This is a genomic window from Sphingopyxis sp. LC363 (genome assembly GCF_000756385.1).
GTDB lineage: Bacteria > Pseudomonadota > Alphaproteobacteria > Sphingomonadales > Sphingomonadaceae > Sphingopyxis.
The window spans coordinates 1-24330 of the sequence record NZ_JNFC01000056.1 but is presented as its reverse complement, the minus strand read 5'-3'; the positions used below and the strand labels follow the sequence as shown (position 1 = coordinate 24330).

At 65.5% G+C, this 24330-nt stretch carries 17 protein-coding genes and 1 pseudogene; 12 read left to right on the top strand and 6 right to left on the bottom strand.

Annotated features, from left to right (window positions below):
• Window positions 1-3 precede the first annotated feature (3 nt).
• Window positions 4-1182: an efflux RND transporter periplasmic adaptor subunit gene (locus FG95_RS16760; RefSeq protein ID WP_037557369.1), complete on the bottom strand. Its 1179-nt coding sequence runs from the start codon at window positions 1180-1182 to the stop codon at window positions 4-6.
• A 353-nt stretch (window positions 1183-1535) separates the two neighbouring features.
• On the opposite strand from FG95_RS16760, the gene FG95_RS16755 reads away from it, so the two are divergent.
• Both FG95_RS16755 and FG95_RS16750 read left to right on the top strand, forming a co-directional pair.
• Window positions 1536-4154: a TonB-dependent receptor gene (locus FG95_RS16755; protein WP_161786572.1), complete on the top strand. Its 2619-nt coding sequence runs from the start codon at window positions 1536-1538 to the stop codon at window positions 4152-4154.
• Between the two features lie 70 nt (window positions 4155-4224).
• Complete coding sequence (locus tag FG95_RS16750; protein WP_037557365.1) at window positions 4225-5904, top strand: hypothetical protein; 1680 nt, start codon at window positions 4225-4227, stop codon at window positions 5902-5904.
• Between the two features lie 133 nt (window positions 5905-6037).
• Here FG95_RS16750 and FG95_RS16745 read toward each other — a convergent pair whose 3' ends face one another.
• On the bottom strand, window positions 6038-7093 hold the full coding sequence (locus FG95_RS16745) for a LacI family DNA-binding transcriptional regulator (RefSeq protein WP_037557363.1): 1056 nt from the start codon (window positions 7091-7093) through the stop codon (window positions 6038-6040).
• Window positions 7094-7265: 172 nt separating this feature from the next.
• On the opposite strand from FG95_RS16745, the gene kduI reads away from it, so the two are divergent.
• The 4 genes from kduI (at window position 7266) to FG95_RS16725 (ending at window position 11476) form a co-directional block, all read left to right on the top strand.
• Window positions 7266-8108: a 5-dehydro-4-deoxy-D-glucuronate isomerase gene (gene kduI, locus FG95_RS16740; protein ID WP_037557362.1), complete on the top strand. Its 843-nt coding sequence runs from the start codon at window positions 7266-7268 to the stop codon at window positions 8106-8108.
• A gap of 91 nt (window positions 8109-8199) precedes the next feature.
• Window positions 8200-8952 carry a 2-dehydro-3-deoxy-D-gluconate 5-dehydrogenase KduD gene (gene kduD, locus FG95_RS16735; protein WP_037557508.1) on the top strand — a complete coding sequence of 251 codons (753 nt, stop codon included), beginning with the start codon at window positions 8200-8202 and terminating at the stop codon, window positions 8950-8952.
• 9 nt (window positions 8953-8961) lie between these two features.
• Window positions 8962-9972: a sugar kinase gene (locus FG95_RS16730; protein WP_037557361.1), complete on the top strand. Its 1011-nt coding sequence runs from the start codon at window positions 8962-8964 to the stop codon at window positions 9970-9972.
• Entirely contained in the window at window positions 9959-11476 is a 1518-nt protein-coding gene (locus FG95_RS16725) for a carboxylesterase/lipase family protein (RefSeq protein WP_037557507.1), read from the top strand. The genes FG95_RS16730 and FG95_RS16725 overlap by 14 nt, the downstream gene beginning before the upstream one ends.
• A 55-nt stretch (window positions 11477-11531) precedes the next feature.
• On the opposite strand, the gene FG95_RS16720 is transcribed toward FG95_RS16725, so the two are convergent.
• Genes FG95_RS16720 through FG95_RS16710 form a run of 3 tightly spaced genes read right to left on the bottom strand, consistent with a single transcriptional unit; the run spans window position 11532 to window position 14277 of the window.
• The gene (locus FG95_RS16720) at window positions 11532-12503 is read right to left on the bottom strand and encodes an alpha/beta hydrolase (protein WP_037557360.1); all 972 of its coding nucleotides are present in this window, start codon (window positions 12501-12503) and stop codon (window positions 11532-11534) included.
• The gene (locus FG95_RS16715; protein ID WP_037557359.1) at window positions 12500-12901 is read right to left on the bottom strand and encodes a cupin domain-containing protein; all 402 of its coding nucleotides are present in this window, start codon (window positions 12899-12901) and stop codon (window positions 12500-12502) included. The genes FG95_RS16720 and FG95_RS16715 overlap by 4 nt, the downstream gene beginning before the upstream one ends.
• Window positions 12898-14277 (bottom strand): pectate lyase family protein, encoded by a 1380-nt coding sequence (locus FG95_RS16710; RefSeq protein WP_037557357.1) that lies wholly within the window; start codon window positions 14275-14277, stop codon window positions 12898-12900. The genes FG95_RS16715 and FG95_RS16710 overlap by 4 nt, the downstream gene beginning before the upstream one ends.
• A gap of 258 nt (window positions 14278-14535) precedes the next feature.
• Between FG95_RS16710 and FG95_RS16705 the strand changes: the two genes are divergently transcribed.
• Both FG95_RS16705 and FG95_RS16700 read left to right on the top strand, forming a co-directional pair.
• Window positions 14536-17325 (top strand): TonB-dependent receptor, encoded by a 2790-nt coding sequence (locus tag FG95_RS16705; protein WP_081933227.1) that lies wholly within the window; start codon window positions 14536-14538, stop codon window positions 17323-17325.
• A gap of 95 nt (window positions 17326-17420) precedes the next feature.
• Window positions 17421-19025, top strand: coding sequence for a family 43 glycosylhydrolase (locus FG95_RS16700; protein WP_081933226.1), 1605 nt, complete (start codon window positions 17421-17423; stop codon window positions 19023-19025).
• Here the strand turns inward: FG95_RS16700 and FG95_RS16695 are convergent.
• Window positions 19022-20518, bottom strand: a complete 1497-nt coding sequence (locus tag FG95_RS16695; protein WP_037557354.1) for a UxaA family hydrolase — start codon at window positions 20516-20518, stop codon at window positions 19022-19024. The two genes, FG95_RS16700 and FG95_RS16695, sit on opposite strands and share 4 nt — an antisense overlap.
• Before the next feature lie 100 nt (window positions 20519-20618).
• Between FG95_RS16695 and FG95_RS16690 the strand changes: the two genes are divergently transcribed.
• The 4 genes and pseudogenes from FG95_RS16690 to FG95_RS21160 form a co-directional block, all read left to right on the top strand.
• Window positions 20619-21410, top strand: a complete 792-nt coding sequence (locus FG95_RS16690) for a 2-keto-4-pentenoate hydratase (RefSeq protein WP_235211601.1) — start codon at window positions 20619-20621, stop codon at window positions 21408-21410.
• A 21-nt stretch (window positions 21411-21431) separates the two neighbouring features.
• Window positions 21432-22739 (top strand): MFS transporter, encoded by a 1308-nt coding sequence (locus FG95_RS16685; protein WP_052182461.1) that lies wholly within the window; start codon window positions 21432-21434, stop codon window positions 22737-22739.
• 4 nt (window positions 22740-22743) lie between these two features.
• Window positions 22744-24156 carry a glucuronate isomerase gene (gene uxaC, locus FG95_RS16680; RefSeq protein ID WP_037557352.1) on the top strand — a complete coding sequence of 471 codons (1413 nt, stop codon included), beginning with the start codon at window positions 22744-22746 and terminating at the stop codon, window positions 24154-24156.
• A 32-nt stretch (window positions 24157-24188) separates the two neighbouring features.
• A pseudogene (locus FG95_RS21160) lies at window positions 24189-24330 on the top strand (mannitol dehydrogenase family protein); the annotation flags it as partial.

Genomic DNA, 24330 nt, shown 5'->3' with positions numbered 1-24330 from the left:
GCGCTACTTGCCCTTCGCCCCGGTGGCCGCGCCCTTCGGCGTCCCCACGCGCTGCGGGCTGTTCGCGGGCACCGGCCGGATCGTCGCGCCCTGCCGCAGATTGCCGATCCCCTGCGTGATCACGCGCTCGCCGGGTTTCAGCCCGCCGGTGACGACCCAGTTGGCGCCCGAAGTGCGGTCGGCGACAATCTTGCGCCGCACCGATTTGTTATCCTTGCCGACGAGGTAGACGAAGGCCGAACCGTCGAAGTCGCGCTGGACCGCGGCCTGCGGCAGCAGGATCGCCGACGGGTTCACCGCTTGGTCGAACATCGCGGTCACGAACATGCCGGGCAGCAACACGCCCTTCGGATTGGGGAAGCGCGCGCGCAGCGTCACCGTTCCGGTCGCTTCGTTGACGGTGACGTCGGAAAACTGGACCGTCCCGGCAAAGCCATAGTTGCTGCCGTCCTCGAGGCGCAGGCGCACCGACGTGCTGCCGGCGTCGACTCCGCCGCTTTCGATCGCCTGACGCAGCGTGGTGAGTTCGGCGCTCGACTGCTGCATGTCGACGAACATCGGATCGGTCTGCTGGATCACCGCGAGCGGGGTCGCCTGGCTCGCGCTGACGAGCCCGCCCGGCGTCACGAGCGATCGGCCGATGCGGCCGCTGATCGGTGCGGTGATCGTCGCGAAGCGCAGGTTGATGCGCGCGGTTTCGAGCGCGGCGCTGTTCTGCGCGACCGTGGCGCGCGCCATCCGCGCCTGTGCGAGCGCGTCGGTATAATCCTGCTCGGCGACCGCCTGCATCTTGGCGAGCGGTTCGAGGCGGCGCGCGCGTTCGTCGGCCGCCGCTGCGCTCGCCCGCGCGCTCGCTAGGTTCGCAGCGGCTTGGTCGACCCCCGCCTGATAGAGGCGCGCGTCGATCTGATAGAGCGGCTCGCCCGCGCGCACGAAGCTGCCCTCGGTGAACAGGCGGCGGCGGATCAGGCCGTTCACCTGCGGACGTACTTCGCTCGTCTCATAGGCGACGGTGCGTCCGCCGAGCGAGGTGGTGAGCGGCACCGGCTGGACCGCGACGGTGACATAGCCGACCTCGGGCGCGCCGCGGCCGCCCTTCTCTTCTCCGGCGGAGCAGGCGGCAAGCGACAGCGCGATGGCACACAGGGCTCCGGCACGAAGCAGCGGCCTCTTGTCCAGCATGGGTTATCTCGTTTCAAATCGGAACGGGGGAGTTTTGCGCCTATTCAGCCGATTGCCCCCGCGCTGGCAAGCCCTCTGGGCGCGATGCGACAATTTGCGACAATTTTTCTGACGGATGGTTGACCCAGCCAATCGTGGCTCAAAGTTGTCATACTAATGGGATAGTTGTCATACAATTTTTTGCTTGACAGCGACTCGCTCTTGCCCGCATCATCGTGACACCGGTTACCAAAACCGGATAACGAAATAGAAATAGATGGCGACCGAGTGGCTCCGAAAGGCGGCATTGGTCGCAATCCGTGGAAAACGGGCGCTCGGGCGGCAAGTCCCCGCGCCCGGGTGGGAGGATGGATATGGCTATTCAGGCAAGACGGGGCATCGGGATAGTGGCGAAGCTCGCGGGCGGCGCGTCGCTGGCCGCGCTGGCGATGACGCCGGCTCATGCGCAGGACGCAGCGGGCGCGCCGGCGGAGGAGGATGCGATCGTCGTGACCGGCATTCGCGCTTCGCTCGAGCAGGCGGCGGATATCAAGCGCGAGGCCGATCAGGTGCTCGACGTCATCACCGCCGAGGATGTGGGCAAGCTTCCCGACGCCAATGTCGCCGAGGCGCTGCAGCGTGTCACCGGCGTCCAGATCACCCGCGTCTTCGGCGAGGGCCAGTCGGTGTTGGTGCGCGGGCTCCAGCAGGTGCGCGTCGAGGTCGACGGGCGCACTTTGCTCGGCTGGTCAGCGCGGCTGTCGCCGCCCGAGAATGACCAGCTCGGCCGCTCGTCGGGGCTCGATTCGGTGCCGTCGAGCCTGTTCGGGCGCCTCGAAGTGCGCAAATCGCCGCTTGCGAGCCAAGCCGAGGGCGGGCTCGGCGGCACAGTCAACCTCGTCACGCCGAAGCCGCTGTCGTTCAAGGAGCCGACGGTCTCGCTGCGCGCGCAGGGCGTCTATTCGGAGAACAGCGACAAGTTCGAACCCGCGATCACCGGCTTCGCGACGACCAAGTTCGCCGACGGCCGCATCGGCGTCATGCTTGCGGGCGAATATCAGAAGCGCACCTCGACGACGCAGGCGTTCGAGCGCAACAATTTCCTCGACCGCAATTACACCGCCGGCGGGACGACGACCGTCCAGCAGACGCCGGTGCTGCTCCAATATGAACAGTTCACCGTCGATCGCTCGCGGCTCGGGCTCAACGGCGCGATCCAGTTTGCGGTGACGCCCGAATTCACGGTCACCGCCGACGCGCTCTATTCGAAGCTCAAGACGGGGCGCCGCCAGGATTTCTTTGCCTTCCGCCTGCCCACCGGTACCAACCCGGTGACGAACCCCGTGGTCGAGGACGGCATGGTGGTCGCGGGCAATGCGAACGGCACTGTCACCACCGCGGGACAGATCCGCAACGAACCGACCGAAAGCTTCCTCTATGGCCTCAACGGCAAATATGAAGGCGACAACGGGCTGACGATCGAGGCCGACGGCTATTACAGCAAGGGCACGATCGATCAGACGATCCAGATCATCACGCTGCAGGGCACCGCCGCGGTGCCCGGCGCGTTCGATTTTCGCGACCAGACGATCCCGTCGCTGACGCTCGGCGGGACGTTCGATCCGACCGATTATGCCTCCTACAATCCCGCGAACAACGGCGTGCGCAGCAACCGCCTGCTCGGCCTGCTTGAGGAATGGACGGGCAAGCTCGACGTCAGCTACGAGGCCGGCAGCGGGGTCACGATCGCCGCCGGAGTGCGTTATACCGACCTCCACGCGCGCTCGAACGCCTTCCGTAGCCAGGTCACCCCGACGCGCGAGGAAATCGAACCCTATCTGAAGCTGGTCGATGCCGACGATTTCCTGTCCGACATTCCGGGCAGCTTCCCGCGCAGCTTCCTGAGCACCGCGCCGACCTACGACTTTGTTTTCAACCGCGCGCAGGCGGCCGAACCGAACCCCGATCCCGATGGCCGCTCGACGCTGCTGCCCAACCTCCAGCGCGACTATGATTTCAGCGAAAAGACGCTCGCGGGCTATCTGATGGTGTCGGGCGAGGGCGAGATCGCGGGCATCCCGTACAAGGCAAACGCGGGCGTGCGCATCGCGTCGACACGGCTGTCGGTCGACTCATACGTCAACGTCGGCGCGGTCAGCACGCTGCGCAACGACAAGAACCGCTACACCAATGTGCTGCCCAGCGCGAACATCGCCTTCAACGTCACCGACGATTTCCTTGTCCGCGTGTCGGGATCGCAGACGATGCAGCGTGCCTCGATCGCCGACCTTGCGCCCTCGACTTTTTTCAATGCGACCAATCTGTCGGTCACCGGCGGCAATGTGAATCTCGAACCGCCGATCGCGACGCAGGCCGATATCAGTTTCGAATATTATACGGGGAAAAGCTCGCTGATCTCGGGTGCGGTCTTTTACAAAGACGTCAAGAATTTCATCGCGAGCTTCGTGACCACCGGGGTCGATCTCGATCTCGACGATCAGGGCCGCGAACTGACCTTCTCACGTCCCGAAAATCTGGCGAGCGCAAAGATAAAGGGGTTCGAGATCGGCATCCAGCAGTTCATGGACTTTCTGCCCTCGCCGCTCGACGGCTTCGGCGTGATCGCCAATTACACCTATTCGGATGCCGAAGATAATGCCGGCTTCCCGCTCGTCGCGGTGTCGAAGAACAGCTACAACCTCGTCGGTCTCTATGAAAAGGGGCCGTTTTCGGCGCGCATCGCCTATAATTACCGCGACGAGGCGGTGTTCGAATTTTCGCAAGGACGCCCGAGCTTCATCGGCGCGCGCTCGCAGCTCGACGCCCAGCTCGGGGTCGACATCACCGACAATATCGCGCTGTCGCTGCAAGCGCAGAATCTGCTGCCGAAAAAATCGGCGACGAGCGAATATAGCAATTTCAACACGACCGCGCTCAACAGCTATGCCTTGTCCGAGCGGCGTTTCTCGGTCGGCGTGCGCGCGAAGTTCTAAAAGGGGTCCCCGACATGGCGGCGGCGGTCGCGCGCCGCCATGTCACCGGGCCGCAGGGAGTGGATGAGTGATGATCTTGGGTAAAGGGCGTGCGCGTCTCGTTTCGGTTGTGGCGCTGGGTGCGACGCTGATTTTTCCGGTTCAGGCGCAGCCGGGGAAATTGCCCAAGATCCTGTCGGACCCCGCGACGGTGGCGGCGAACCCGCTGCCCGATTTTTCCTATGCGGGTTATGGCTTCGGCCTCGCGTCGATCCCCGCCGATGCCGGGACGATCATCGAAGTGACCGATCATGGCGCGATCCCCGACGACGGGCTCGACGATAGCAAGGCGGTGCTCCGCGCGCTCGCCGCCGCCAATGCGGTGAAGGGCAAAGTGACGCTGCGCTTCCCGAAAGGGCGGACGCAGATCACCGAAGTATTGCGTATTACGCGCAGCGACATCGTCCTCGACGGCGCGGGCGATGGCCCCGGCGGCAGCGAGCTCTGGTTCCCGCGCCCGCTCAAGCTCATCGACAAGAGCCACGATTATGACGAGCTGCGCGAATATCTGGTGCGCGAAAAGAAGCAGCAGGTCGAGCCCGAGCATAATATCGACTATCTCTTCACCGAATATACGTGGGCGGGCGGGATGATCTTTGTCGCGCCCGAGGGCAGCCGGCCGGTCTCCTACGACGGGACAAAGGATGTTCGCGATCCGGTGCTCGCGACCGGGATATCGGGCAAGCAGTTCGCCCGCACGCTGACGGTCGACGATCCGTCCAAGCTGAAGGTCGGCGACATCGTCCAGCTGCAATGGTTTTCGGTCGACGGACCGAAGAGCAGGATCCTGACATCGCTTTACGGCGACACCGACCTGCCGATCGGTTCGCACCACTGGACCTTTCCGAACCGGCCGGTGGTCGCGCAGGCGACGCGCGTCGCGGCGATCCGCGGCAAGACGGTGACGCTCGGCGATCCGCTGCTCCACGACATCCGCGCCGACCAGCCCGCGGTGGTCGCCGACTGGAAGCATCTGACCAACGTCGGCATCCAGAATCTGCGGCTGCAATTTCCCGAAGCGCCCGCCTTCGGCCATCATCTCGAGCAGGGTTATAACGGCATCTATATGACCGGCGTGTTCGACGGCTGGATCCGGGGGCTGACGATCGACCGGGCGGACAGCGGCATATTGACCGACAATGCCGCAAGCCTGACGATTTCCGACATCATAACGACGGGCGACCGCCGCGCGCATTATTCGGTACACGTCGGCGCGGTGCACAATGTGCTGGTCAAGCATCTGAAAGTCGAAAATCCGGCGGTCCACCCCGTGAGCATCAACACGCGCTCGACGCGGTCGGTGTTTCTGCGCGCGGTCGTCGACAGGGATGCGATCATCGACCAGCACAGCGGATCGAACCACCAGAATCTGTTCGACCAGATCGAAATGCACATCGATCCGAAGCAGGGCAAGGACGGTTGGCAGTATCAGCTCTGGGTCGGCGGCGGAGCGCCTTACTGGAAGCCCGGGCACGGCCTCTACAACACGCTTTGGAACGCGAAGCTTGTCGTGCCCGAAAGCATCCCCGCCGATGCCAGCGTGGCGATCACCAGCGGGCTCGAAGGGCCGGGCGAGCGGATCGTCGGGCTGCACGCGAACCGAAAGATCCGGGTCAGCTATACGCCGACGCCCTATATCGAGGGCACGGGGCAAGCGGTCGACGCGGTGCCGTCGCTTTACGAATATCAGCTCGCGCGCCGGCGTCGCTGACGCTCTCTTCAACATCGTCATCCCGGCGACAGCCGGGATCTCGCCGGTGCGTCAGAAGGCGAGGTCGAGATCCCGGCCTTCGCCGGGATGACGAAATAAAGAAGACGGTGTTTCAGTCGAATCCGATCCGGCTCTAACGCCCCGGTGGCGGGCCGACCGACTGGCGTTCGACGAAGGTCGAGGCGAGCACATTGCTCTCGTCGCTCGATGCCTTCGCGCCCGGCCCCAGGAAATCGGGAACGAGCGTCTGCGCGGCGCGGATGCCCATTTCGCGGATCGGCCAGCGCACGGTGCTGAGCGCGGGCCAGATATGCGTCGCGGTCGGGCTGTCGTCGAACCCGATGATCGACAGCTCGCCCGGCACCTTGATGCCCTTGCCATGCGCGACGCTCATCAGGCCCGCCGCCATCTCGTCGTTCGAGCAGAAGACCGCGGTCGGGGGTTCGGCCCGCGAGAGCAGGGCTTCACCGGCCTCGATGCCCGCGGTGTAGCGATAATTGCCGGGCGCATAAAGTTCGGCGGGCAGGTCGAGCCCCGCCTCGGCGAGCGCCGCGCGGAACCCCTCTTCGCGCTCGGCGGCCGAACGGAAGCCGACAGGACCGCGCACGAAGCCGATGCGGCGATGGCCGAGCGCGACGAGCCCGCGCACCGCTTCGGCGACCACTTCGCGGTCATTCGACGAGATGCAGCGCTTCGCATCGTCGATCCGTGCCGACCCGATGCGGACATAGCGCACGCCAAGATCCTCGCAGAGCGCGGCGAGATCATCATTCTCCGAGATCGGAGGCAGCAGCATCGCGCCGATCGGGCGCTGCTTTTCAAGGAAGGTGCGGACGTCGTCGAGCATCTTGTCCGACCCGCGGTCGACGGGGCGGACGAGCAGCGCGAGGTCGCTGTCCTTGATCGCGTCGAGCACCCCGCGCTGGAAATTGAGCACCGTCTGCGCGTTCGGATTGTCGTGGAGCAGCGCGATCAGAAAATTGCGACGAAAGGCGAGCGCGCGCGCCTGCGGATTGGGAACGAAGCCGAGCTGCTCGATCGCCTTTTCGACCGCCGCGCGCGTCTTGTCGGTCAGGAATTCGGACCGGTTGATCACCCGGCTCACCGTCTTCTTCGACACCCCCGCCAACGCCGCGACATCGTTGATCGTCGGCTGCTTGCCCCCCGGCCCCTTATTTTGTGCCGCCATATTCGCTCTTTCCCCTGCGGAGCCTCTGGCCAGACCCGCGCTTTTCTATGCTGATGGGCGCTCGAACGCGTAAAATCAACGCCCGGCGGAAGTGCCGACAACTCTTGACACCGGTTACCATCAAAACTAGCAAGGCGGCAAGCCCAGAAATATCGAGCGAGGATGCGATCCCATGTTTTCCAAGACCTATTACGCCACCCATCCCGTGATGATGGAGGAGGTGTCGAATGCCGAGCTGCGCGATCGCTACCTGATCCAGAATCTATTCCGCACCGGCGAATGCGTCCTCAATTACACCCACGCCGACCGTTTCGTGATCGGCGGCGTCGCGGTGGGCGGCGCGCCCGTCAAGCTGCCTGCGCAGACCGAACCGCCGTCGGCCGCGGGGCACCCTTTCCTCGAGCGCCGCGAACTCGCGATCGTCAATGTGTCGTCGGTGCAAGGCACGGTGACCGTCGACGGCGAGAGCTTCACGCTCGGCAACAAGGATTGCCTCTATGTGACGATGGGCGCGAAGGACGTCGCCTTCGCGGGTGAGGGCGCGCGCTATTATCTGGCGTCGTGCCCGGCGCACAAGGCGTTCACCACGCGCAAGCTCGGCATCGCCGACGCCAATGCGCTCGACCGCGGCAGCCTCGCCGAATCGAACGAGCGCACGATCTTCCAGCTCGTCATTCCGGGCGTGTGCGACAGCGCGCAGCTCGTCATGGGCCTCACCGTGCTCAAGGAAGGCAGCGTCTGGAACACGATGCCGCCGCACATCCACGAGCGCCGCAGCGAGATCTATTTCTACTTCGAGCTGGACAATGTCGACACCGACCGCGTCATGCACTTCATGGGCGAGGGCGAGGCGACGCGCCACATCGTGATGCAGAATGAGGAAGCGGTGATCTCGCCGCCCTGGTCGATTCACATGGGCGCGGGCACGAAATCCTATGCCTTCATCTGGGCGATGGCGGGCGAGAATCAGGATTATACCGACATGAACGTCCTCGACATCTGTCAGCTGTCGTAACCATTATCGTCACCCCGGACCTGATCCGGGATCCGGACAACACCGCCGAAATGGATGCCGGATCAAGTCCGGCATGACGAAGGGTAAGAAGATGAAGATGTTCGACCTCACCGGAAAAGTCGCGCTCGTCACCGGCGCCAACACCGGCATCGGGCAGGGGATTGCGCTTGCGCTCGCCGAGGCCGGTGCCGACATCGCCGCCGCGGGCCGCTCGCCCGCCGACGAGACCGTCGGCAAGGTCCGCGGGCTCGGACATAGGGCCGAGAATTTCGCCGCCGACCTGTCGAGCGTCGGCGCGGTCCAGCCGCTCGTCGATGCGGTGCTCGCCGAATTCGGCCGCATCGACATCCTCGTCAACAATGCCGGCATCATCCGCCGCGCCGATGCGGTCGACTTCACCGAGGCCGACTGGGACGCGGTGATGGACACCAATTTGAAGACGCTCTTCTTCCTGTGCCAAGGCGTCGGGCGTCACATGATCGCGCGCGGTTCGGGCAAGATCATCAACATCGCCTCGATGCTGACCTTTCAGGGCGGCATTCGCGTGCCGAGCTATACCGCGTCGAAATCAGGGGTCGGCGGGCTTACCAAGCTGCTCGCGAACGAATGGGCGGCGAAGGGCGTGCAGGTCAACGCGATCGCCCCCGGCTATATCGCGACGAACAACACCGCCGCGCTGCAAGGCGACGCGACGCGTAACCGCCAGATCATGGAACGCATCCCGGCCGGACGCTGGGGCGACCCGAGCGATATTGGCGGCGCTGCGGTCTTCCTCGCGTCGCCGGCGTCGGACTATGTGCAGGGCCATATCCTCGCCGTCGACGGCGGCTGGCTCGCGCGCTAGCATCGCGCCATGACCGGTCGCCTCGTCTTTTTCGGCGAACTGCTGATCCGCCTGACCGCGCCGGGCAATGAGCTGTTGATGCAGTCGCCGTCGCTGTCGCTCCACGTCGGCGGCGCCGAAGCCAACGTCGCGATCGGGCTCGCGCACCTCGGCCATGCTTGCGCGATGGTCAGCAAGGTTCCTTCGAACGCGCTGGGTCGCGGTGCGGTGGCGGCGGTGCGCGGCGCGGGCGTCGACTGCGCCGCCGTCACGCTTCACCCGGGGCGCATGGGGCTCTATTTCCTCAGCGTCGGCGCGGGGCTGCGCGCGTCCGAGATCGTCTACGACCGCGCCGGGTCGAGCTTCGCGGCGACCGGGCCCGAGGACTATGATTTCGACCGCCTGCTCGCGGGCGCGGGCCTGCTCCACCTGTCGGGCATCACCCCCGCGCTCGGGCCGCGCTCGGCCGAATCCGCGCTCGCCGCGGCGCGCGCGGCGAAGCGGCTCGGCGTGCCGGTCAGCTTCGACGGCAATTACCGCGCGATGCTGTGGGAGGCGTGGGATAGCGACCCGCGTTCGGTCCTGACGGCATTGATCGACAGCGCCGACATTTTGTTCGGCAACCATCGCGACCTGTCGCTGGTGCTGGGGCAGGAATTCAGCGGCGACGGCGAAGACAGGCGGCGCGAGGCAGCCGAGGCGGGCTTTGCCGCCTTCCCGGGCCTCGCGCTGATCGCCTCGACCGCCCGCCACACCGTCACCGCCGACCATCACCGCATTGCCGCGCGGGTCGACCTGCGGAGCGGCGGCCACCAGACCGATGAGGTCGACGTCACCGGCATCGTCGATCGCATCGGCGCGGGCGACGCCTTTGCCGCCGGGGTACTTCACGCGCATTTGTCGGGCGGCGATGCCAAAGCGATGGCGGAGAGCGGGCTTGCGCTGACCGCGCTCAAACATTCGCTGCCGGGGGATGCGAGCCGGTTCGGGCAGGCCGATATCGATGCCTTTCATGGCGGCGGGCTCGATGTCCGGCGCTGAGCCGACGCGTCGCGCGCTGCTGGCGGCTGGCGCGCTGCTTTTCCCGGTCATCGCGCGTGCGGACACATTTGCGCCGATCCATCATATCGGCGCGGTGGACGCCGCCGACGGCATGTATCAGTCAGGCAAACGTCGCAGCTTCGGCGATGGCAGCGCCTGGGCCTTTACCGGAATCCGCTATGGCCGCGCCGATCGCTTCCGCGCGCCAACCCCGGTGATGGCGTCCGAACAACTGCGCCACGACATCTTCGGCCCCGCCTGCCCGCAGAGGGGCGAGAGCTATCAGCCGCGATCCGAAGACTGCCTGTTCCTCAACGTCTGGACCCCCCACATCGAGATGAAGCGCAAGCGTCCGGTCATGGTCTATTTCCACGGCGGCGCCTATTCGGCCGGCAGCGTCACCGATCCGGTCAACGACGGCGCGCGGCTCGCGGCGCGCGGCGATGTCGTCGTGGTTACCGTCAACCATCGCCTCAACGCGCTCGGCTATCTCTATCTCGCGCGCCTCGATCCGCGCTTCCCCGACAGCGGCAATGCGGGGCAGCTCGACCTGATCGTCGCGCTGCAATGGGTCCGGCGCAATATTGCGGCGTTCGGCGGCGATCCCGCCAATGTCACCGTCTTCGGCCAGTCGGGGGGCGGCGCGAAGATCGCGACGCTGATGGTGATGCCCGCCGCGAAAGGCCTGTTCCACAAGGCGATCACGATGAGCGGCCAGCAAGTCACCGCGTCGGGGCCACTCAACGCCACCAGACGCGCCGAGGCGTTTCTCGATAAACTCGGCAAAAATGTCGATCCCGCGACCGCGCCGGTCGAGCAGCTCGTAACCGCGCTGGCGGCGATCGACCCGATCCTCGGCGGCTCGGTCTATATGGGGCCCGTGCTCGACATGAAGCATCTGACGCGCCACCCCTTCTGGCCCGACGCCGCGCCGCAGTCGCTAGGCGTTCCGATGATGCTCGGCAACACGGTGATGGAGACGCGCGCTTTCTACGCGCCCGACGGCAAGCAGCTCGCGGGGCTCGATTTCGCCAATCTCGCCGCACGGATCGCGCCCGAGATGCGGATCGACATCCATCCCGAGTGGGTCGTGGCGCAGTTCCGCGCGCGCTACCCTGACGCGCCGCCGCTCGAGCTATTCCACCGCATCGTCACCGCCGCGCGCAGCTGGCGCGGACAGGTCGAGGAAGCCGAAGCGCGCGCGCGTGCCGGAGCGCCCGCCTTCGTCTACCAGCTCGATTTCGAGAGCGCGAAGCACACCGACGACATCGGCCTCAGCTTCGGCACGACGCCCGATCCGACCTCCGCACAGCAGGCGATGAGCGACCGCGTCATGGACGTTTTCGTCCGCTTCGCACGCACCGGCGATCCGGGGTGGCCGACCTATGATCTTGCGCAGCGGCAAACGATGATATTCGACACCGGGAGCCGCGTCGAGAGCGATCCGCGCCGATGGGAACGCGAGCTGTTTGCGCGTGTGCCCTATATCCAGCCGGGCAGTTGAAGCGCGTTCATACTCTCATAGCGTCATCCCGGCCTTCGCCGGGATGACATATTGGTCAAACGAGCTTGTGCGAGGCGAGCCAGTTCCACAGCAACTCGGGCCAGATTGCGACGGGCAGCCCCGCCGTCTTCATCAACCCGAAGCCATGCCCGCCGCGCTCGAAGAAATGCGCCTCGACCGGCGCGGCGATGCCGCGCGTCGCTTCGCGCAGCCGCGCGCTGTTCTCGACCTTCACGACATCGTCGTCCTCGGCGTGGAGCAGCCACAGCGGCGGCTGGTCGGCGCGGACATTGCGTTCGGGCGAATAGGCTTTCTCGCGCCTCGCGTCGGCGTCCGCGCCGATCAATTTCTCGCGGCTCATTGCATGCGCGATCGCGGGATCCATCGATACGACGGGATAGATGGCGGCGAGCGCATCGGGCCGCGCCGGCAGCGTGTCGGCGGTATCGAGCGGATCGTAAAGCTTTGCGTCGAAGCGCGTGAGCAGGCTCGTCGCGACCTGCCCGCCCGCCGAAAAGCCGCCGAAGGCGACGTGCGCCGGGTCGATCCCGTCGATCCGCGCGCGGCTGCGCACGAGCCGCACCGCGCGCTGCGCATCGGCGAGCGGGACGTCGGCGCCGTTCGCCCAGCCGTCGCCGGGCAGGCGATAGAAAAGAACATAGACGGTGACGCCGCGCACCGTCAGCCAGCGCGCCAGTTCATAGCCTTCCTTGTCGACCACGACATAGCGATAGCCGCCGCCGGGGGCGAGGATCACCGCCGCGCCATTGGGTTTGGCGGGGCGGAAGATGTCGAGCCGCGGGCGCGTGATGCGCTCGAGCATCCGGTCGCTGGCTTGCGGATCGTCGCTGCGCTGCACGACCTTTTCGACGAGGCCCGCGGGCGGCGCGATATGGCCTTCGGGCCAGAGCGCGATGCTCGCATCGGGGGTCAGGCCGGCGGGCCGCGTCCACGCTGCGCGCGCCGCCGCGCTTGCGAAAGGCAGCGCGAGGCTCGCAGTCAGCAGCGAGCGGCGGCCGACGGTCATCGCCCGGCCTCCTTGTTCGGATAGGCGACGATCAGCACGAGCGGCACGCTGCCCGTCTGGCGGATGCCGACCCTCGCGCCCTTGTAAAGCCACGCCGCCATTCCGGCTTTCAGCGCCTTCTCCTCGCCGTCCGAATGGACGATGCCGGTGCCCGAGAGGACGTAATAAATCTCGTCATGGTCGATGGGGTGGGCGCCGATCGCCGCGCCGACATGCAGCGCGCGCTTGCGAAATTCGAAGCTGCGCGGCGCGGGCACCGCATCGCTGATCCGGTATGCGGTCGACATGCCGATCGCGCCATGTGGCGGCGCTTCTTCGCGCACCGTCGCGGCTTCGTCGATCACGATCATCGCGGGGGCGGCGGCGTTCGCGAGAAGGATCGCAAGCAGCGCGCTCATTGTCCTTCTCCACGCGACGCACGATCGCGCGCCGACAGATGCTCCTGCGGCATCGGTGCGGTCTGGCCGGGGTAACGGCCAGACTTCGGTTCCATCGTCGTAAGGTCCCAATCCTTCTCGACGAAGGGCGCGCGCACCGGCGCTGCGACCTTGGGATAGGCGCTGACCTCCTTTTCGTCATCGATGACGTCGCCGCGCCCTTCGGCGACAAAGAAGAGAATGCGGATCTCCTCGGCGTCGCGCGCCCAGGGCCGGGCGCCGGCGGTCGCGAGCACCGAGGTTTCGACGTCGCGCGACGGCAGGATGCGATAACCGTCCGTCGGCGCCAGCGGCGTCTTGGCGCGGATCAGCTTGGCCTGCGTCTCGCCATAGCGCCCGAACTCGGGAAGCGGCTCGCCGTGGCGGTCGACCGCCAGATTGTCCTTGCCATAATAGTCGAGGTCGCCGTCGCCGCCGAGCATGAGGAAGGGCAGGCCCTCGTCGGTGTCGTTACCGCCGCGCATCACATTGCCGATCGCGGTGATCTGCCCCGTCACATAATCATGCCCGACCCATTCGAGGTTCATCAGGTTATAATGCACCGCGCGATGCTGCGGGTTGTAGATCAGATTGTTGATCATCAGCGCCTGCCCGCCACCCTTGATCAGCGGGTTGCGCTCGACATTATGCGCCCAGACGTTGCGATAGAAGACGATGCCCGTCGCATTGTCGTGGATCAGCGATCCCTTGCTGTGCTCGCCCTTGGGATGGCTCGCGTCGGCGAGGCCTTCGGCGGCGAGGTTGTTCGAAAAGCTGATGTTGTGGCTCGTTCCCTTCCGCCACTCCGCGACGCTCTTGCCGGTGAAGCGCGGGCCCGATGCCGACATATTCTCGTCGATCCCCCACAGGAAAGTGCAGTGATCGACGATGACATTCTGCGCCGCGAGGGTCGAGAAGGTATCGGCCTCCCAGCCGCTGCGCTTCGGCTGGCCGTCGGCGCCGGTATAGACGCGCAAATGGCGCATCACGACGTCGTGCGTCTTCACGTCGATGCCGGTGCGGATCAGGGTGACCCCCGGTCCCGGCGCGGTCTGGCCGGCGATCGTCAGATATGGATGTTTGATCTCGATCGTCTTGCGGCCCATGTCGATCACGCCGCCGACTTCGAACACGATGATGCGCGGCCCCGGCGTCTCGATCGCCGCTTTCAGCGACCCCGGACCATCGGGCGCGAGCGTCGTCACGCGCAGGATCTTGCCGCCGCGCCCCCCGGGCGTTGCGGCCGCCGGGCCGACCGCACCGGGGAAGGCCGATGGTGCGGCATCGGCGGCCGACGCCGGTACAGCCGACATCGCAAGCGCCAGAAAAAGCGCAGTAATCCAAGGTTTCCGGCGCATCTCTCTCTCCCTATTCTTTGGGTATTGACACGGCTACCCATATCCTTCAATCTTCCTGACACCGGTTACCCCAATCGGTCAACGAGAAAATATTTCCAAGGGAGAGGGTCTGATCCGGTCCGCGGCGCATGGCGGCGGCCAATCTCACTCTCTGAAAAATCGACGGATGAAGCGGCGAGCCAGATCGCTTCGTCCAGCAAAGTAACCGGTGTCATTTCTTGCGCGAGCGGGGGCAACGGGGCACAAGGGAGGATGATGATGGTTATTCATGCAATGCGAAGCGTTCGCGCTTTGACCCGGCTGGCGTGTGGCGCCTCGCTGGCCGCACTGGCGCTGGCACCGGCCCATGCGCAGGACGCCGAAGCCGTCGCAAGCGAGGACGAGATCGTCGTCACCGGCTTCCGCGCTTCGCTCGACAAGGCGCTCGACCAGAAGCGCGATTCGATCTCGGCGGTCGACGTCATCGTCGCCGAGGATATTGCCAAATTCCCCGACCAGAATCTCGCCGAGTCGCTCCAGCGCATCCCGGGGATTTCGATCCAGCGCGACGCCGGCGAGGGCCGCGCGATCACCGTCCGCGGACTCGGCGCCCAATTCACCCGCGTCCGCCTCAACGGCATGGAAACGATCGCCACCTCGACCGACGGCGCCTCGGCGAACCGCGACCGCGCGTTCGACTTCAACGTTTTCGCGTCCGAACTCTTTACCTCGCTCGTGGTCCACAAGACGGCGTCGGCATCGCTCGACGAAGGTTCATTGGGTGCCGTGGTCGATCTCAACACGGGCAACCCGCTCGGCGGCAAGGAAGGTTTCACCGCCGTCGCCTCGGTGCAGGGGCGCTACAACGACCTGACCAAGGACGTCGATCCGCGCCTCGCGGGCCTCATCGCCTGGACCAATGCCGACCGGACGTTCGGCGTCTCGGCGTCGGTCGCCTGGGCTGATTACAAGACGCACGAACTCGGCAACAACAGCGTGCGCTGGGCGCAGGCGCCGTTCCGCAGTGTCGATGGCGTCACCTGCCTCGCCGGATCGAGCTTCGTCGACAACCCCTCGGACGGCTGCATCGAGGTCGCCGAAGCCTTTCACCCGCGCATCCCGCGCTACGGCCTCGTCAGTCACGACCGCGAGCGCCTCGGCGCCACCGCGTCGATTCAGTGGGAACCGAGCGAAAACACCAAAATCTCGATCGACGGCCTCTATTCGACCTTCAAGGAGACGCGCGACGAATTTTGGGGCGAGGTGCTGCTGCGTAGCGAAGAGGACGCGATCGACGTTTCGAACTACACGATCGACGGCGACAACAATCTCATCGCCGCCGACCTCGACAATGTCTATGTCCGCACCGAACGCTATTCACGCCAGAGCAAGACCGAATTCTACCAGATTTCGGGCCGCCTCGAACAGCGCCTGACCGACGCGTTCGCGGTCAATCTTCTCGGCGGCATCTCCAAGTCGCAGGCCGACATTCCGGTCGAAACGACCCTCGCCTTCGACGATGTCGACGCGACCGGCTATCGCTACGATTATACGAATATGAAATATCCGCTGCTGACCTTTGGCGCCGGCATCGACGATCCCTCGTCCTTCGTGCTCGCCGAATTCCGCGACCGGCCGTCCTTCCTGACCAACAAGTTCAAGACCTTCGCGGCCGATTTCGACTGGGACGTCGCCGACCGGTTCAAGATGCGCGGCGGCGGCTTCTATCGCCAGTTCGATTTCGACACCGTCGGCTATCGCCGCGACAGCAGCTATTGCAGCGCCTTCACCTGCGCCCCGGGTACGGGCGGCTTGCCGGTCACCTCGGACATCGCCGAGCTGTTCGAACTCGGCGACGCCGGGCAACCGTCGGGTAACACCAACGCCTGGATCATTCCCGATCTCGACGCGGGCACCGCGCTGATCGATCTCTATGGCCGCCCCGCGCAGCTCCAGCAGGGCGAACAGCGCGCCGTCACCGAAAAAACCTATGGCGGCTGGTTCATGGCGGAGTTCGAGACCGACGTGCTCGGCATGCGGATGACGGGCAATGCCGGCGTCCGCTATGCCAAGACCGATCAGTCGTCATCGGGCTTCACCAGCGGCACCTTCGTCACGGTCGACCGGACCTATGACGACTGGCTGCCCTCGTTCAACGTCAACCTGCACCCGACCGACAGCGTCATCCTGCGCGGCGCGATCGCCAAGGTGATCACGCGTCCGACGCTGGGCAGCCTGACCCCGGGCGGTTCGGTCGACCAGTTCAATTTCCGCATCAGCTCGGGCAACCCGTTCCTCGAACCCTATCGCGCGACGACCTTCGACCTCGCGGCCGAATGGTATTTCGCACCGGGGGCGATCGCGTCGGTGGCGCTGTTCGCCAAGGATATCGAAAGCTTCCCGCTCTCGGACAGCTTCCAGGGCACCTATGCGTCGAGCGGCCTGCCGCTCGCGCTGCTGACGCCGGGAACGCCCGCCTATCAGGCGATCGTCGAGGGGGGCAATCCGGGCCGCGAGTTCGAATTCCGGACGACCGTCAACGGTCCCGGTGCCAGCCTGAAGGGCGTCGAGCTGTCGTTGCAGCTGCCCTTCTCGGTCTTTTCGGATTCGCTGCGCCACTTCGGCGTGCTCGGCAACACGACCTTCGTGAAGAGCGACGTCGATTACGCCATCCGCGGTCCGCTGGTATATGATCCCGACGACAACCGGTTGGAGGCGCCGGCCGCCAGCACCTTCACCCAGCCGCTGCTCGGCCTCGCCAAGCGCGCGTGGAATGCCACCGTCTATTATGACGACGGCAAATTCTCGGTCCGCACGTCGGCCGCGTGGCGCAGCGGCTATAACGACAGCACCAGCGGCAACAACAATGTGTTCGAAGGTTATGGCAGCTCGTTCAACGTCGATGCGTCGATCCGCTATGCGCTGACCGACAATATCGAACTGTCGATCGAGGGCACCAACCTGACCGACGATTATCGCTATCGCTTCACCGATCTCGAAGCGAACCGCAATTACGAGAATAATCACTACGGTCGCACCTTCCTGTTCGGTGCACGCTTCAAGATCTGACACGAGTTGATTTCGTCCCGGTGAGGCCCGGCCTTCGCTTGCGGGGGCCGGGCCTTTCTTTTTTCGAGGAGAATGATGTGACCGATCGGCGCGACATGCTCAAACTGGCGGGAGCGGGATTGCTGGGGACGGGGCTGACGGGTTTCGGTGCCCCGGCGGGCTTAGTCGTCCCCGCCCGCGCGGCGCCCGCTTCACCCGGCCCCGCGCCGGCGTGGGCAAGAGGCTTCGATGGCCAGCGCAAGGCCGACCTTGGCGACGGAGGTTTCCTCAACCCGATCATGGCGGGCGACCATCCCGATCCGTCGATCCTGAAGGACGGCGCCGACTATTATATGACCTTCTCGACCTTCGATAGCTATCCGGGCCTGGTCATCTGGCATTCGCGCGATCTGGTGAACTGGCGCCCGATCGGCCCCGCGCTGACCCGCAATATCGGTTCGGTCTGGGCGCCCGAACTCTGCAAGCATGACGGCCGCTATTATCTCTACATTCCCACAAAGGGCCCGAACACCAGCTGGGTGATCTGGGCCGACCGGATCGAGGGACCGTGGAGCGACCCGGTCGATCTCGATCTGCCGAACCATATCGACCCCGGCCATGCGGTCGGCGAAGACGGGTCGCGCTGGCTGTTCCTGTCGGGGGGCGATCGCGTTCGCCTGTCGGATGACGGACTGTCGCGCGTCGGCGAGCCCGAGCATGTCTATGACCCGTGGCGCTATCCGTCCGACTGGGTCGTCGAGGGTTTCGCGCCCGAGGGGCCGAAGATCACGCGGCGTGGCGCCTATTATTACATGATCACCGCGGTCGGCGGCACCGCCGGGCCGCCGACCGGCCATATGGTCATCGCGGCGCGGTCGAAGTCGATCCACGGGCCATGGGAAAATTGCCCCGCCAACCCGCTCGTTCGCACCGTTTCGGCCGCCGAAAAATGGTGGTCGCGCGGCCATGCGACGCTCGTCGAAGGGCCGGCGGGTGACTGGTGGAGCGTCTATCATGGCTATGAGAATGGCTATTGGACGCTCGGGCGGCAGGCTTTGCTCGACCCGATCGAATGGACCGGCGACGGCTGGTTCCGCATGAAGGGCGGCGACCTGTCGCGGCCGATCGCGAAGCCGAAGGGCGGCACGGTCGCAGGGCCGCACGGCATGGCGCTTTCGGACGATTTCGCGACGCTTGCGCTCGGCGCGAAATGGAATTTCTTCAAGCCCGCCGCCGACGAACCCAGCCGCGCGCGCGTCGAGGACGGCGCACTGGTGCTGGCGGCGCGCGGCGAGGCGCCGGTCGACTCCTCGCCGCTGCTCCTGATCGCGGGCGATCAGGCGTACCGCTTCGAATGCGATATCGAGATCGCGCCGGGCGGCACTGCGGGGCTGATCCTCTTCTATGACGAGAGGCTCTATTGCGGGCTCGGCTTCGACGGCGCGCGGTTCGTCACCCACCAATATGGCATCGAGCGCGCGCGCCCCGCCAACCCGCACGGATCAAGGATGCGGATGCGCGTCACCAACGACCGTCATATCGTCACCTATGACACGAGCGGCGACGGCGGAAAGACGTGGGTCCGCTTCGACCGCGGCATGGAGGTGTCGGGATATCACCATAATGTGCGCGGCGGTTTCCTGATGCTGCGTCCCGGCCTTTATTCGGCGGGAGCGGGGGAGGCACGCTTCCGCAATTTCACCTTCACGGCGTTCGATTAAAGCGTCACGCCCGATTTCCAGATCGCGATATCGCGTTCCGCATTGGCTTCGGCCTTGGTCGGCGCGCCCGAAGCGGTGGCGGCGACGAGGTCGAGCAGCGCGTCCGCAGCCTGATCGAAACCAGCATCGAGCACCTGCCCGGCGTCGAAATCGATCCACCCCGGCTTGCGTCCGGCGAGCGCGCTGTTCGACGCGATCTTGAGGGTCGGCGCCGGAAAGCCGAGCGGCGTGCCGCGTCCGGTCGTAAAGAGGATCACCGTCGCGCCCGCCGCCGTCAGCGCGGTCGACGACACCGCATCGTTGCCAGGCGCTTCGAGCAGGGTGAGGCCGGGAAGCATCGCCTCGCCGCCGTAGCGGCGGACATCGACGAGCGACACCTGGCCGCCCTTCTGCACCGCGCCCAATGACTTTTCCTCGAGCGTCGTGATCCCGCCCGCGATATTGCCGGGCGAGGGATTTTCGCTCACCGGTTCGCCGTGACGGATGAAATATTGCTTGAAATCGCGAACGAGCGCGACGGCTTCGTCGAACACCGCGCGCGACACCGCGCGGTCCATCAGCAGCTGTTCGGCGCCGAAAATTTCGGGGATTTCGGTCAGCACCACCTTGCCGCCCGCCGCCGCGATGGTATCGGCCATGCGCCCGACGAGCGGGTTGGCGGTAAGGCCCGACAGACCGTCCGAGCCGCCGCATTTGACCCCGAGCACCAGTTTCGCCAGCGGCATATCGGTGCGCGGCGTATCGGCGCATTCCGCCACCAGCTCATCGACCAGCGCGAGGCAGACGGCCTCGTCATCCTCGACCGCCTGCGCCGACAGGGTTCGGATATGCGCGCGGCGTTCGGCGGGAATGCTATCGAGCAGCGCGCCGAGCTGGTTGCTCTCGCACCCGAGGCCGACGATCAGCACGCCGCCCGCATTGGGGTGCTGCGCGAGCGCCGCGAGCAGCGCGCGCGTATGGCCAAGGTCGTCGCCGAGCTGCGAACAGCCGAAAGGATGCTTGAAGGCATGCACCCCGTCGACCCGCCCCGCATGGCGCTCGCCCGCGATCCGCGCGACGCGTGCGGCAAGATTGCCGACGCAGCCGACGGTCGGTAGAATCCATATCTCGTTGCGCGTTCCGACGCGGCCGTCGGCGCGGAGATAGCCTGAAAAGGTCCGGGAGGGTCCGGCCGCGGGCGCCGCGCCTGCGGGAGGCGGCGCATAAAGATAGTCGCCGCCACCGCCGAGCGCGGTCGTCAGATTGTGGCTGTGCACATGCTCGCCGGGCGCGATGTCGGCGGTCGCGGTGCCGATCGGAAAGCCATATTTGACCACCGCCACGCCGCGCGCGATCGGCGCGAGCGCGATCTTGTGTCCGCGTTCGACGGCGACCGATGCGCGAAGGCCGCTATCGCCGAAGAGCGCCTCGCCCGCACCGATATCGGCAATCGCGGTCGCGACATTGTCCGCGTCATGGACGCGGATCGCATGGATTTTGCCGACGCCGGTCATCGTCGCCCGACACCCGGCAGGACGAGGCTATTTGTCATACATCCGATATTCGCTTGCCTTTGACACCGGTGTCTCTTACACCACATCGCGGAAGAGGGAAATGAGAAAGATGCTGGCGACAAGCGATCAAGAGAATATAGCGCGGGCCCTGATCGACGCGCGTGGGCGAAAGACACCGCTTACCGCCTATCCCGGCGCGATGCCGCAGACGATGGCCGAGGCTTATGCGATTCAGGACAGCGCGATCGCGCTCGACGGCCGCCGCATCGGCGGCTGGAAAGTCGGACGAATCGCGCCCGAACTCGTCACCCGCTATGGCGGCAACCGCCTGACCGGCCCGATCTTCGCCGACGAAATCGTGGGTGCCGCCGAACAGCCTGTGATGCCCGTCTATGCCGACGGATTCGCCGCGGCCGAGGCCGAAGTGCTGCTTTGTTTCGGCGAGGTCGGCACGCGCGATTATGATATCGACAGCGTGAAGCACTGCATCGCCGACGTCCGCACGGGTATCGAAATCGCGAGTTCGCCCTTTCCCGAAATCAACCGCCACGGTCCCGCGGTCACGGCGTCGGACTATGGCAACAACAAGGGGCTGATCCTCGGCCCGCCGATCGCCGGCTGGGAGGACGCCGACCTCATCCGCATGCCGGTCGAAATGACGATCGACGGCGAAACCGTCGGCACCGCGACAATGGAGGCCATGCTCGACGGCCCCTTCGGCTCGGCGCTGTTCCTGATTCGCATCCTCCGCGCGCGCGGCATAGCTATTCCACCCGGGACATGGGTGTCCGCGGGTGCGATCACCGGTATCCATGAAATCCGGCCGAGCCAGCGTGCCGAAGCAATCTTCGACGGAAAAATCCGCGTCGGCTGCTCGATCAGAAGCTTTTAGAGCAAATAACAGGAGAGGATTATGGCACAGGCATTCGCGGACGGAGGGACGGCGGCGCCAGTGCCTCGGTCGGGGCGTTATCGCTGGCTGATCGTCGCGCTACTGTTCGCTGCGACCACGGTCAATTATATCGACCGCACCATGCTCGGGCTGCTTGCGCCGACCCTCGGCGACGAGCTCAAATGGACCGAGAACGACTATGGCAACATCGTCACCGCCTTCCAGTTCGCCTATGCGCTGGGCTTTCTCCTCATGGGTTGGCTGATCGACCGCTTCGGCCCCAAGATCGGCTATGCGATCGCGATCTCGATCTGGACCGTCGGCCATGTCGCGCACGGTTTCGCCGCGTCGGTCGTCTCTTTCATGCTCGCGCGCGTCATCCTCGGCGTCGGCGAGGCGGGGCATTTCCCCTCGGTCGTCCGCGCGTCGAGCGAATGGTTCCCGCAAAAGGAACGCTCCTATGCGATCGGCTGGGTCAACAGCGCGACGACGATCGGCGTCATCCTGACCGCGCCGACGGTCGCGCTGTTCATGCGCGTGCTCGGCTTCGACTGGCGCGAAACCTTCATCTACACCGGGGCCTTCGGCGCCCTGCTGCTGATCCTCTGGCTCTGGTTCTACAGCAATCCGCGCGAGAGCGGAAAGGTCAGCGAGGCCGAACTCGCATGGATCGAACATGACCCGCCCGAAAAGGTCGAGCGGCTCGGCTGGGGCGCCATCGTCACCAAGCGCGAGGCGTGGGCGTTCGCGGTCGCCAAATTCCTGACCGACCCGGTGTGGTTCCTGATGCTCTTCTGGCTGCCCAAATATTTCAGCACCACATATGACGTCGATCTGAAGATCGTGCTGCTGCCGATGATCATCATGTATCTGCTCTCCGACGCCGGCAGCATCCTCGGCGGCTGGGTGTCGTCGAAGCTCATCCAGGCGGGCCACAGCGTCAATTTCGCGCGCAAGGTCACGATGATCGGCGCGGGCCTCTGCGTGCTGCCGCTGCTGTTCGTCACCGGGCTCGACAATATGTGGCTCGCGGTCGTGCTGATCGGCATCGCGCTCGCGGGGCACCAGGCCTTTTCGTCGACGATCCTGTCGATCCCGCCCGACATGTTCCCGAAACGCGCGGTCGGATCGGTAATCGGGCTCGGCGGCTTCATGGGCGGCGTCGGCGGCATGATCATGGCGAAATCGACCGGGCTCGTGCTCGACGCGACGGGGGGCAATTACACGCTCATCTTCGCCGCCTGCACGACCGTCTATTTCCTTGCCGTGCTCGCGGTCCACATATTGAGCCCGCGCCTTGCGCCGGTCAGCGTCGAAAGCGCGAAATAGCGCGATGCCGCGTCCGCTGCTCCTCTCCCCCGACCGCCTCTTTCCGTCCGATCCGGCGCAGCGCGACATCGCGCGCCGGCTCTATGGGGAAGTGGCGGGTCTGCCGATCGTCAGCCCGCACGGCCACACCGATCCCGGCTGGTTTGCGGGCAACGCGCCCTTCGGCAATGCGGCGGAGCTGCTGCTTCACCCCGATCATTATGTATTTCGGATGCTCTATTCGCAGGGCATATCGCTGGGTGCGCTCGGCATCCGCAACCCGGCGGCCGATCCGCGTGAAAGCTGGCGGCTCTTCGCGCAAAACTACCATCTCTTTCGCGGCACCCCGTCGCGGATGTGGATGGACTGGGTGTTCGCCGAGGCGTTCGGCTTCGACGTGCAATTTTCGGCCGAGACCTCGGACCTTTATTACGACCGTATCACCGAGGCACTTTCGACCGACGCCTTCCGCCCGCGCGCGCTCTTCGACCGCTTCGGGATCGAGGTGATCGCGACGACCGAAAGCCCCCTCGACACGCTCGAACACCACGCCGCGATCCGCGCCGCGAATGCCAGCGGCGAATGGGGCGGGCGCGTGATCACCGCCTATCGCCCCGACTCGGTCGTCGACCCCGAATTCGAAGGCTTTCGCGATAATCTCCAGCGCTTTTCCGAACTGTCGGGCGAAGATGCGTTCAGCTACGCCGGTTATCTCGCCGCCCACCGCAACCGCCGCGCTTTCTTCGCTGAAATGGGCGCGACCTCGACCGACCACGGCCACCCGACCGCCGCAACCGCCGATCTCTCGGACGCTGAAGCCGAAGTTCTCTTCGCACGCGTCACCGGCGACGATGTCAGCGCCGCCGATGCCGAGCTGTTCCGCGCGCATATGCTGACGGTGATGGCGGGGATGAGCCTCGACGACGGGCTCGTCATGCAAATCCACCCCGGCGCCTTCCGCAACCATAACCCGTGGCTGTTCGCCCACTATGGCCGCGACAAGGGCGCCGATATCCCGATGGCGACCGACTATGTCCACGCGCTGCGCCCGCTGCTCGGGCGTTATGGCAACGAGGCCGCGCTGACGATCATCCTCTTCACATTGGACGAGACGAGCTATGCGCGCGAACTCGCGCCGCTCGCGGGGCATTACCCCGCGCTGAAGCTCGGCCCGGCGTGGTGGTTCCACGACAGCCCCGAGGGGATGCGGCGCTTCCGCAGCCAGACCACCGAGACCGCAGGCTTCTATAATACAGTCGGCTTCAATGACGACACGCGCGCCTTCCTCTCGATCCCCGCGCGCCACGACGTCGCGCGGCGCATCGATTGCGGCTTCCTCGCGCAATTGGTCGCCGAGCACCGGATGGAGGAATGGGAGGCGGCCGAACTCGCGGTCGACCTCAGCTACAATCTCGCCAAGGCCGCGTACAAGCTGTGAGGCTGTCGGCACAAACACCGCTCCCGGCGTCGGTGCAGGCGCCGGGTTACGACCGCGCCGCCCAGGCGGCGGGCATCGTCCATATCGGCATCGGCGCCTTCCACCGCGCGCATCAGGCCGTCTACACCGACGATGCGATGGGCGCGGGCGACCGCGACTGGGGCATTATCGGCG

Coding starts and splice junctions, on each gene's coding strand:
- FG95_RS16760 (WP_037557369.1), bottom strand. CDS start 1,182: ATGCTGGACAAGAGGCCGCTGCTTCGTGCCGGAGCCCTGTGTGCCATC.
- FG95_RS16755 (WP_161786572.1), top strand. CDS start 1,536: ATGGCTATTCAGGCAAGACGGGGCATCGGGATAGTGGCGAAGCTCGCG.
- FG95_RS16750 (WP_037557365.1), top strand. CDS start 4,225: ATGATCTTGGGTAAAGGGCGTGCGCGTCTCGTTTCGGTTGTGGCGCTG.
- FG95_RS16745 (WP_037557363.1), bottom strand. CDS start 7,093: ATGGCGGCACAAAATAAGGGGCCGGGGGGCAAGCAGCCGACGATCAAC.
- kduI (WP_037557362.1), top strand. CDS start 7,266: ATGTTTTCCAAGACCTATTACGCCACCCATCCCGTGATGATGGAGGAG.
- kduD (WP_037557508.1), top strand. CDS start 8,200: ATGAAGATGTTCGACCTCACCGGAAAAGTCGCGCTCGTCACCGGCGCC.
- FG95_RS16730 (WP_037557361.1), top strand. CDS start 8,962: ATGACCGGTCGCCTCGTCTTTTTCGGCGAACTGCTGATCCGCCTGACC.
- FG95_RS16725 (WP_037557507.1), top strand. CDS start 9,959: ATGTCCGGCGCTGAGCCGACGCGTCGCGCGCTGCTGGCGGCTGGCGCG.
- FG95_RS16720 (WP_037557360.1), bottom strand. CDS start 12,503: ATGACCGTCGGCCGCCGCTCGCTGCTGACTGCGAGCCTCGCGCTGCCT.
- FG95_RS16715 (WP_037557359.1), bottom strand. CDS start 12,901: ATGAGCGCGCTGCTTGCGATCCTTCTCGCGAACGCCGCCGCCCCCGCG.
- FG95_RS16710 (WP_037557357.1), bottom strand. CDS start 14,277: ATGCGCCGGAAACCTTGGATTACTGCGCTTTTTCTGGCGCTTGCGATG.
- FG95_RS16705 (WP_081933227.1), top strand. CDS start 14,536: ATGGTTATTCATGCAATGCGAAGCGTTCGCGCTTTGACCCGGCTGGCG.
- FG95_RS16700 (WP_081933226.1), top strand. CDS start 17,421: ATGCTCAAACTGGCGGGAGCGGGATTGCTGGGGACGGGGCTGACGGGT.
- FG95_RS16695 (WP_037557354.1), bottom strand. CDS start 20,518: ATGACCGGCGTCGGCAAAATCCATGCGATCCGCGTCCATGACGCGGAC.
- FG95_RS16690 (WP_235211601.1), top strand. CDS start 20,619: ATGAGAAAGATGCTGGCGACAAGCGATCAAGAGAATATAGCGCGGGCC.
- FG95_RS16685 (WP_052182461.1), top strand. CDS start 21,432: ATGGCACAGGCATTCGCGGACGGAGGGACGGCGGCGCCAGTGCCTCGG.
- uxaC (WP_037557352.1), top strand. CDS start 22,744: ATGCCGCGTCCGCTGCTCCTCTCCCCCGACCGCCTCTTTCCGTCCGAT.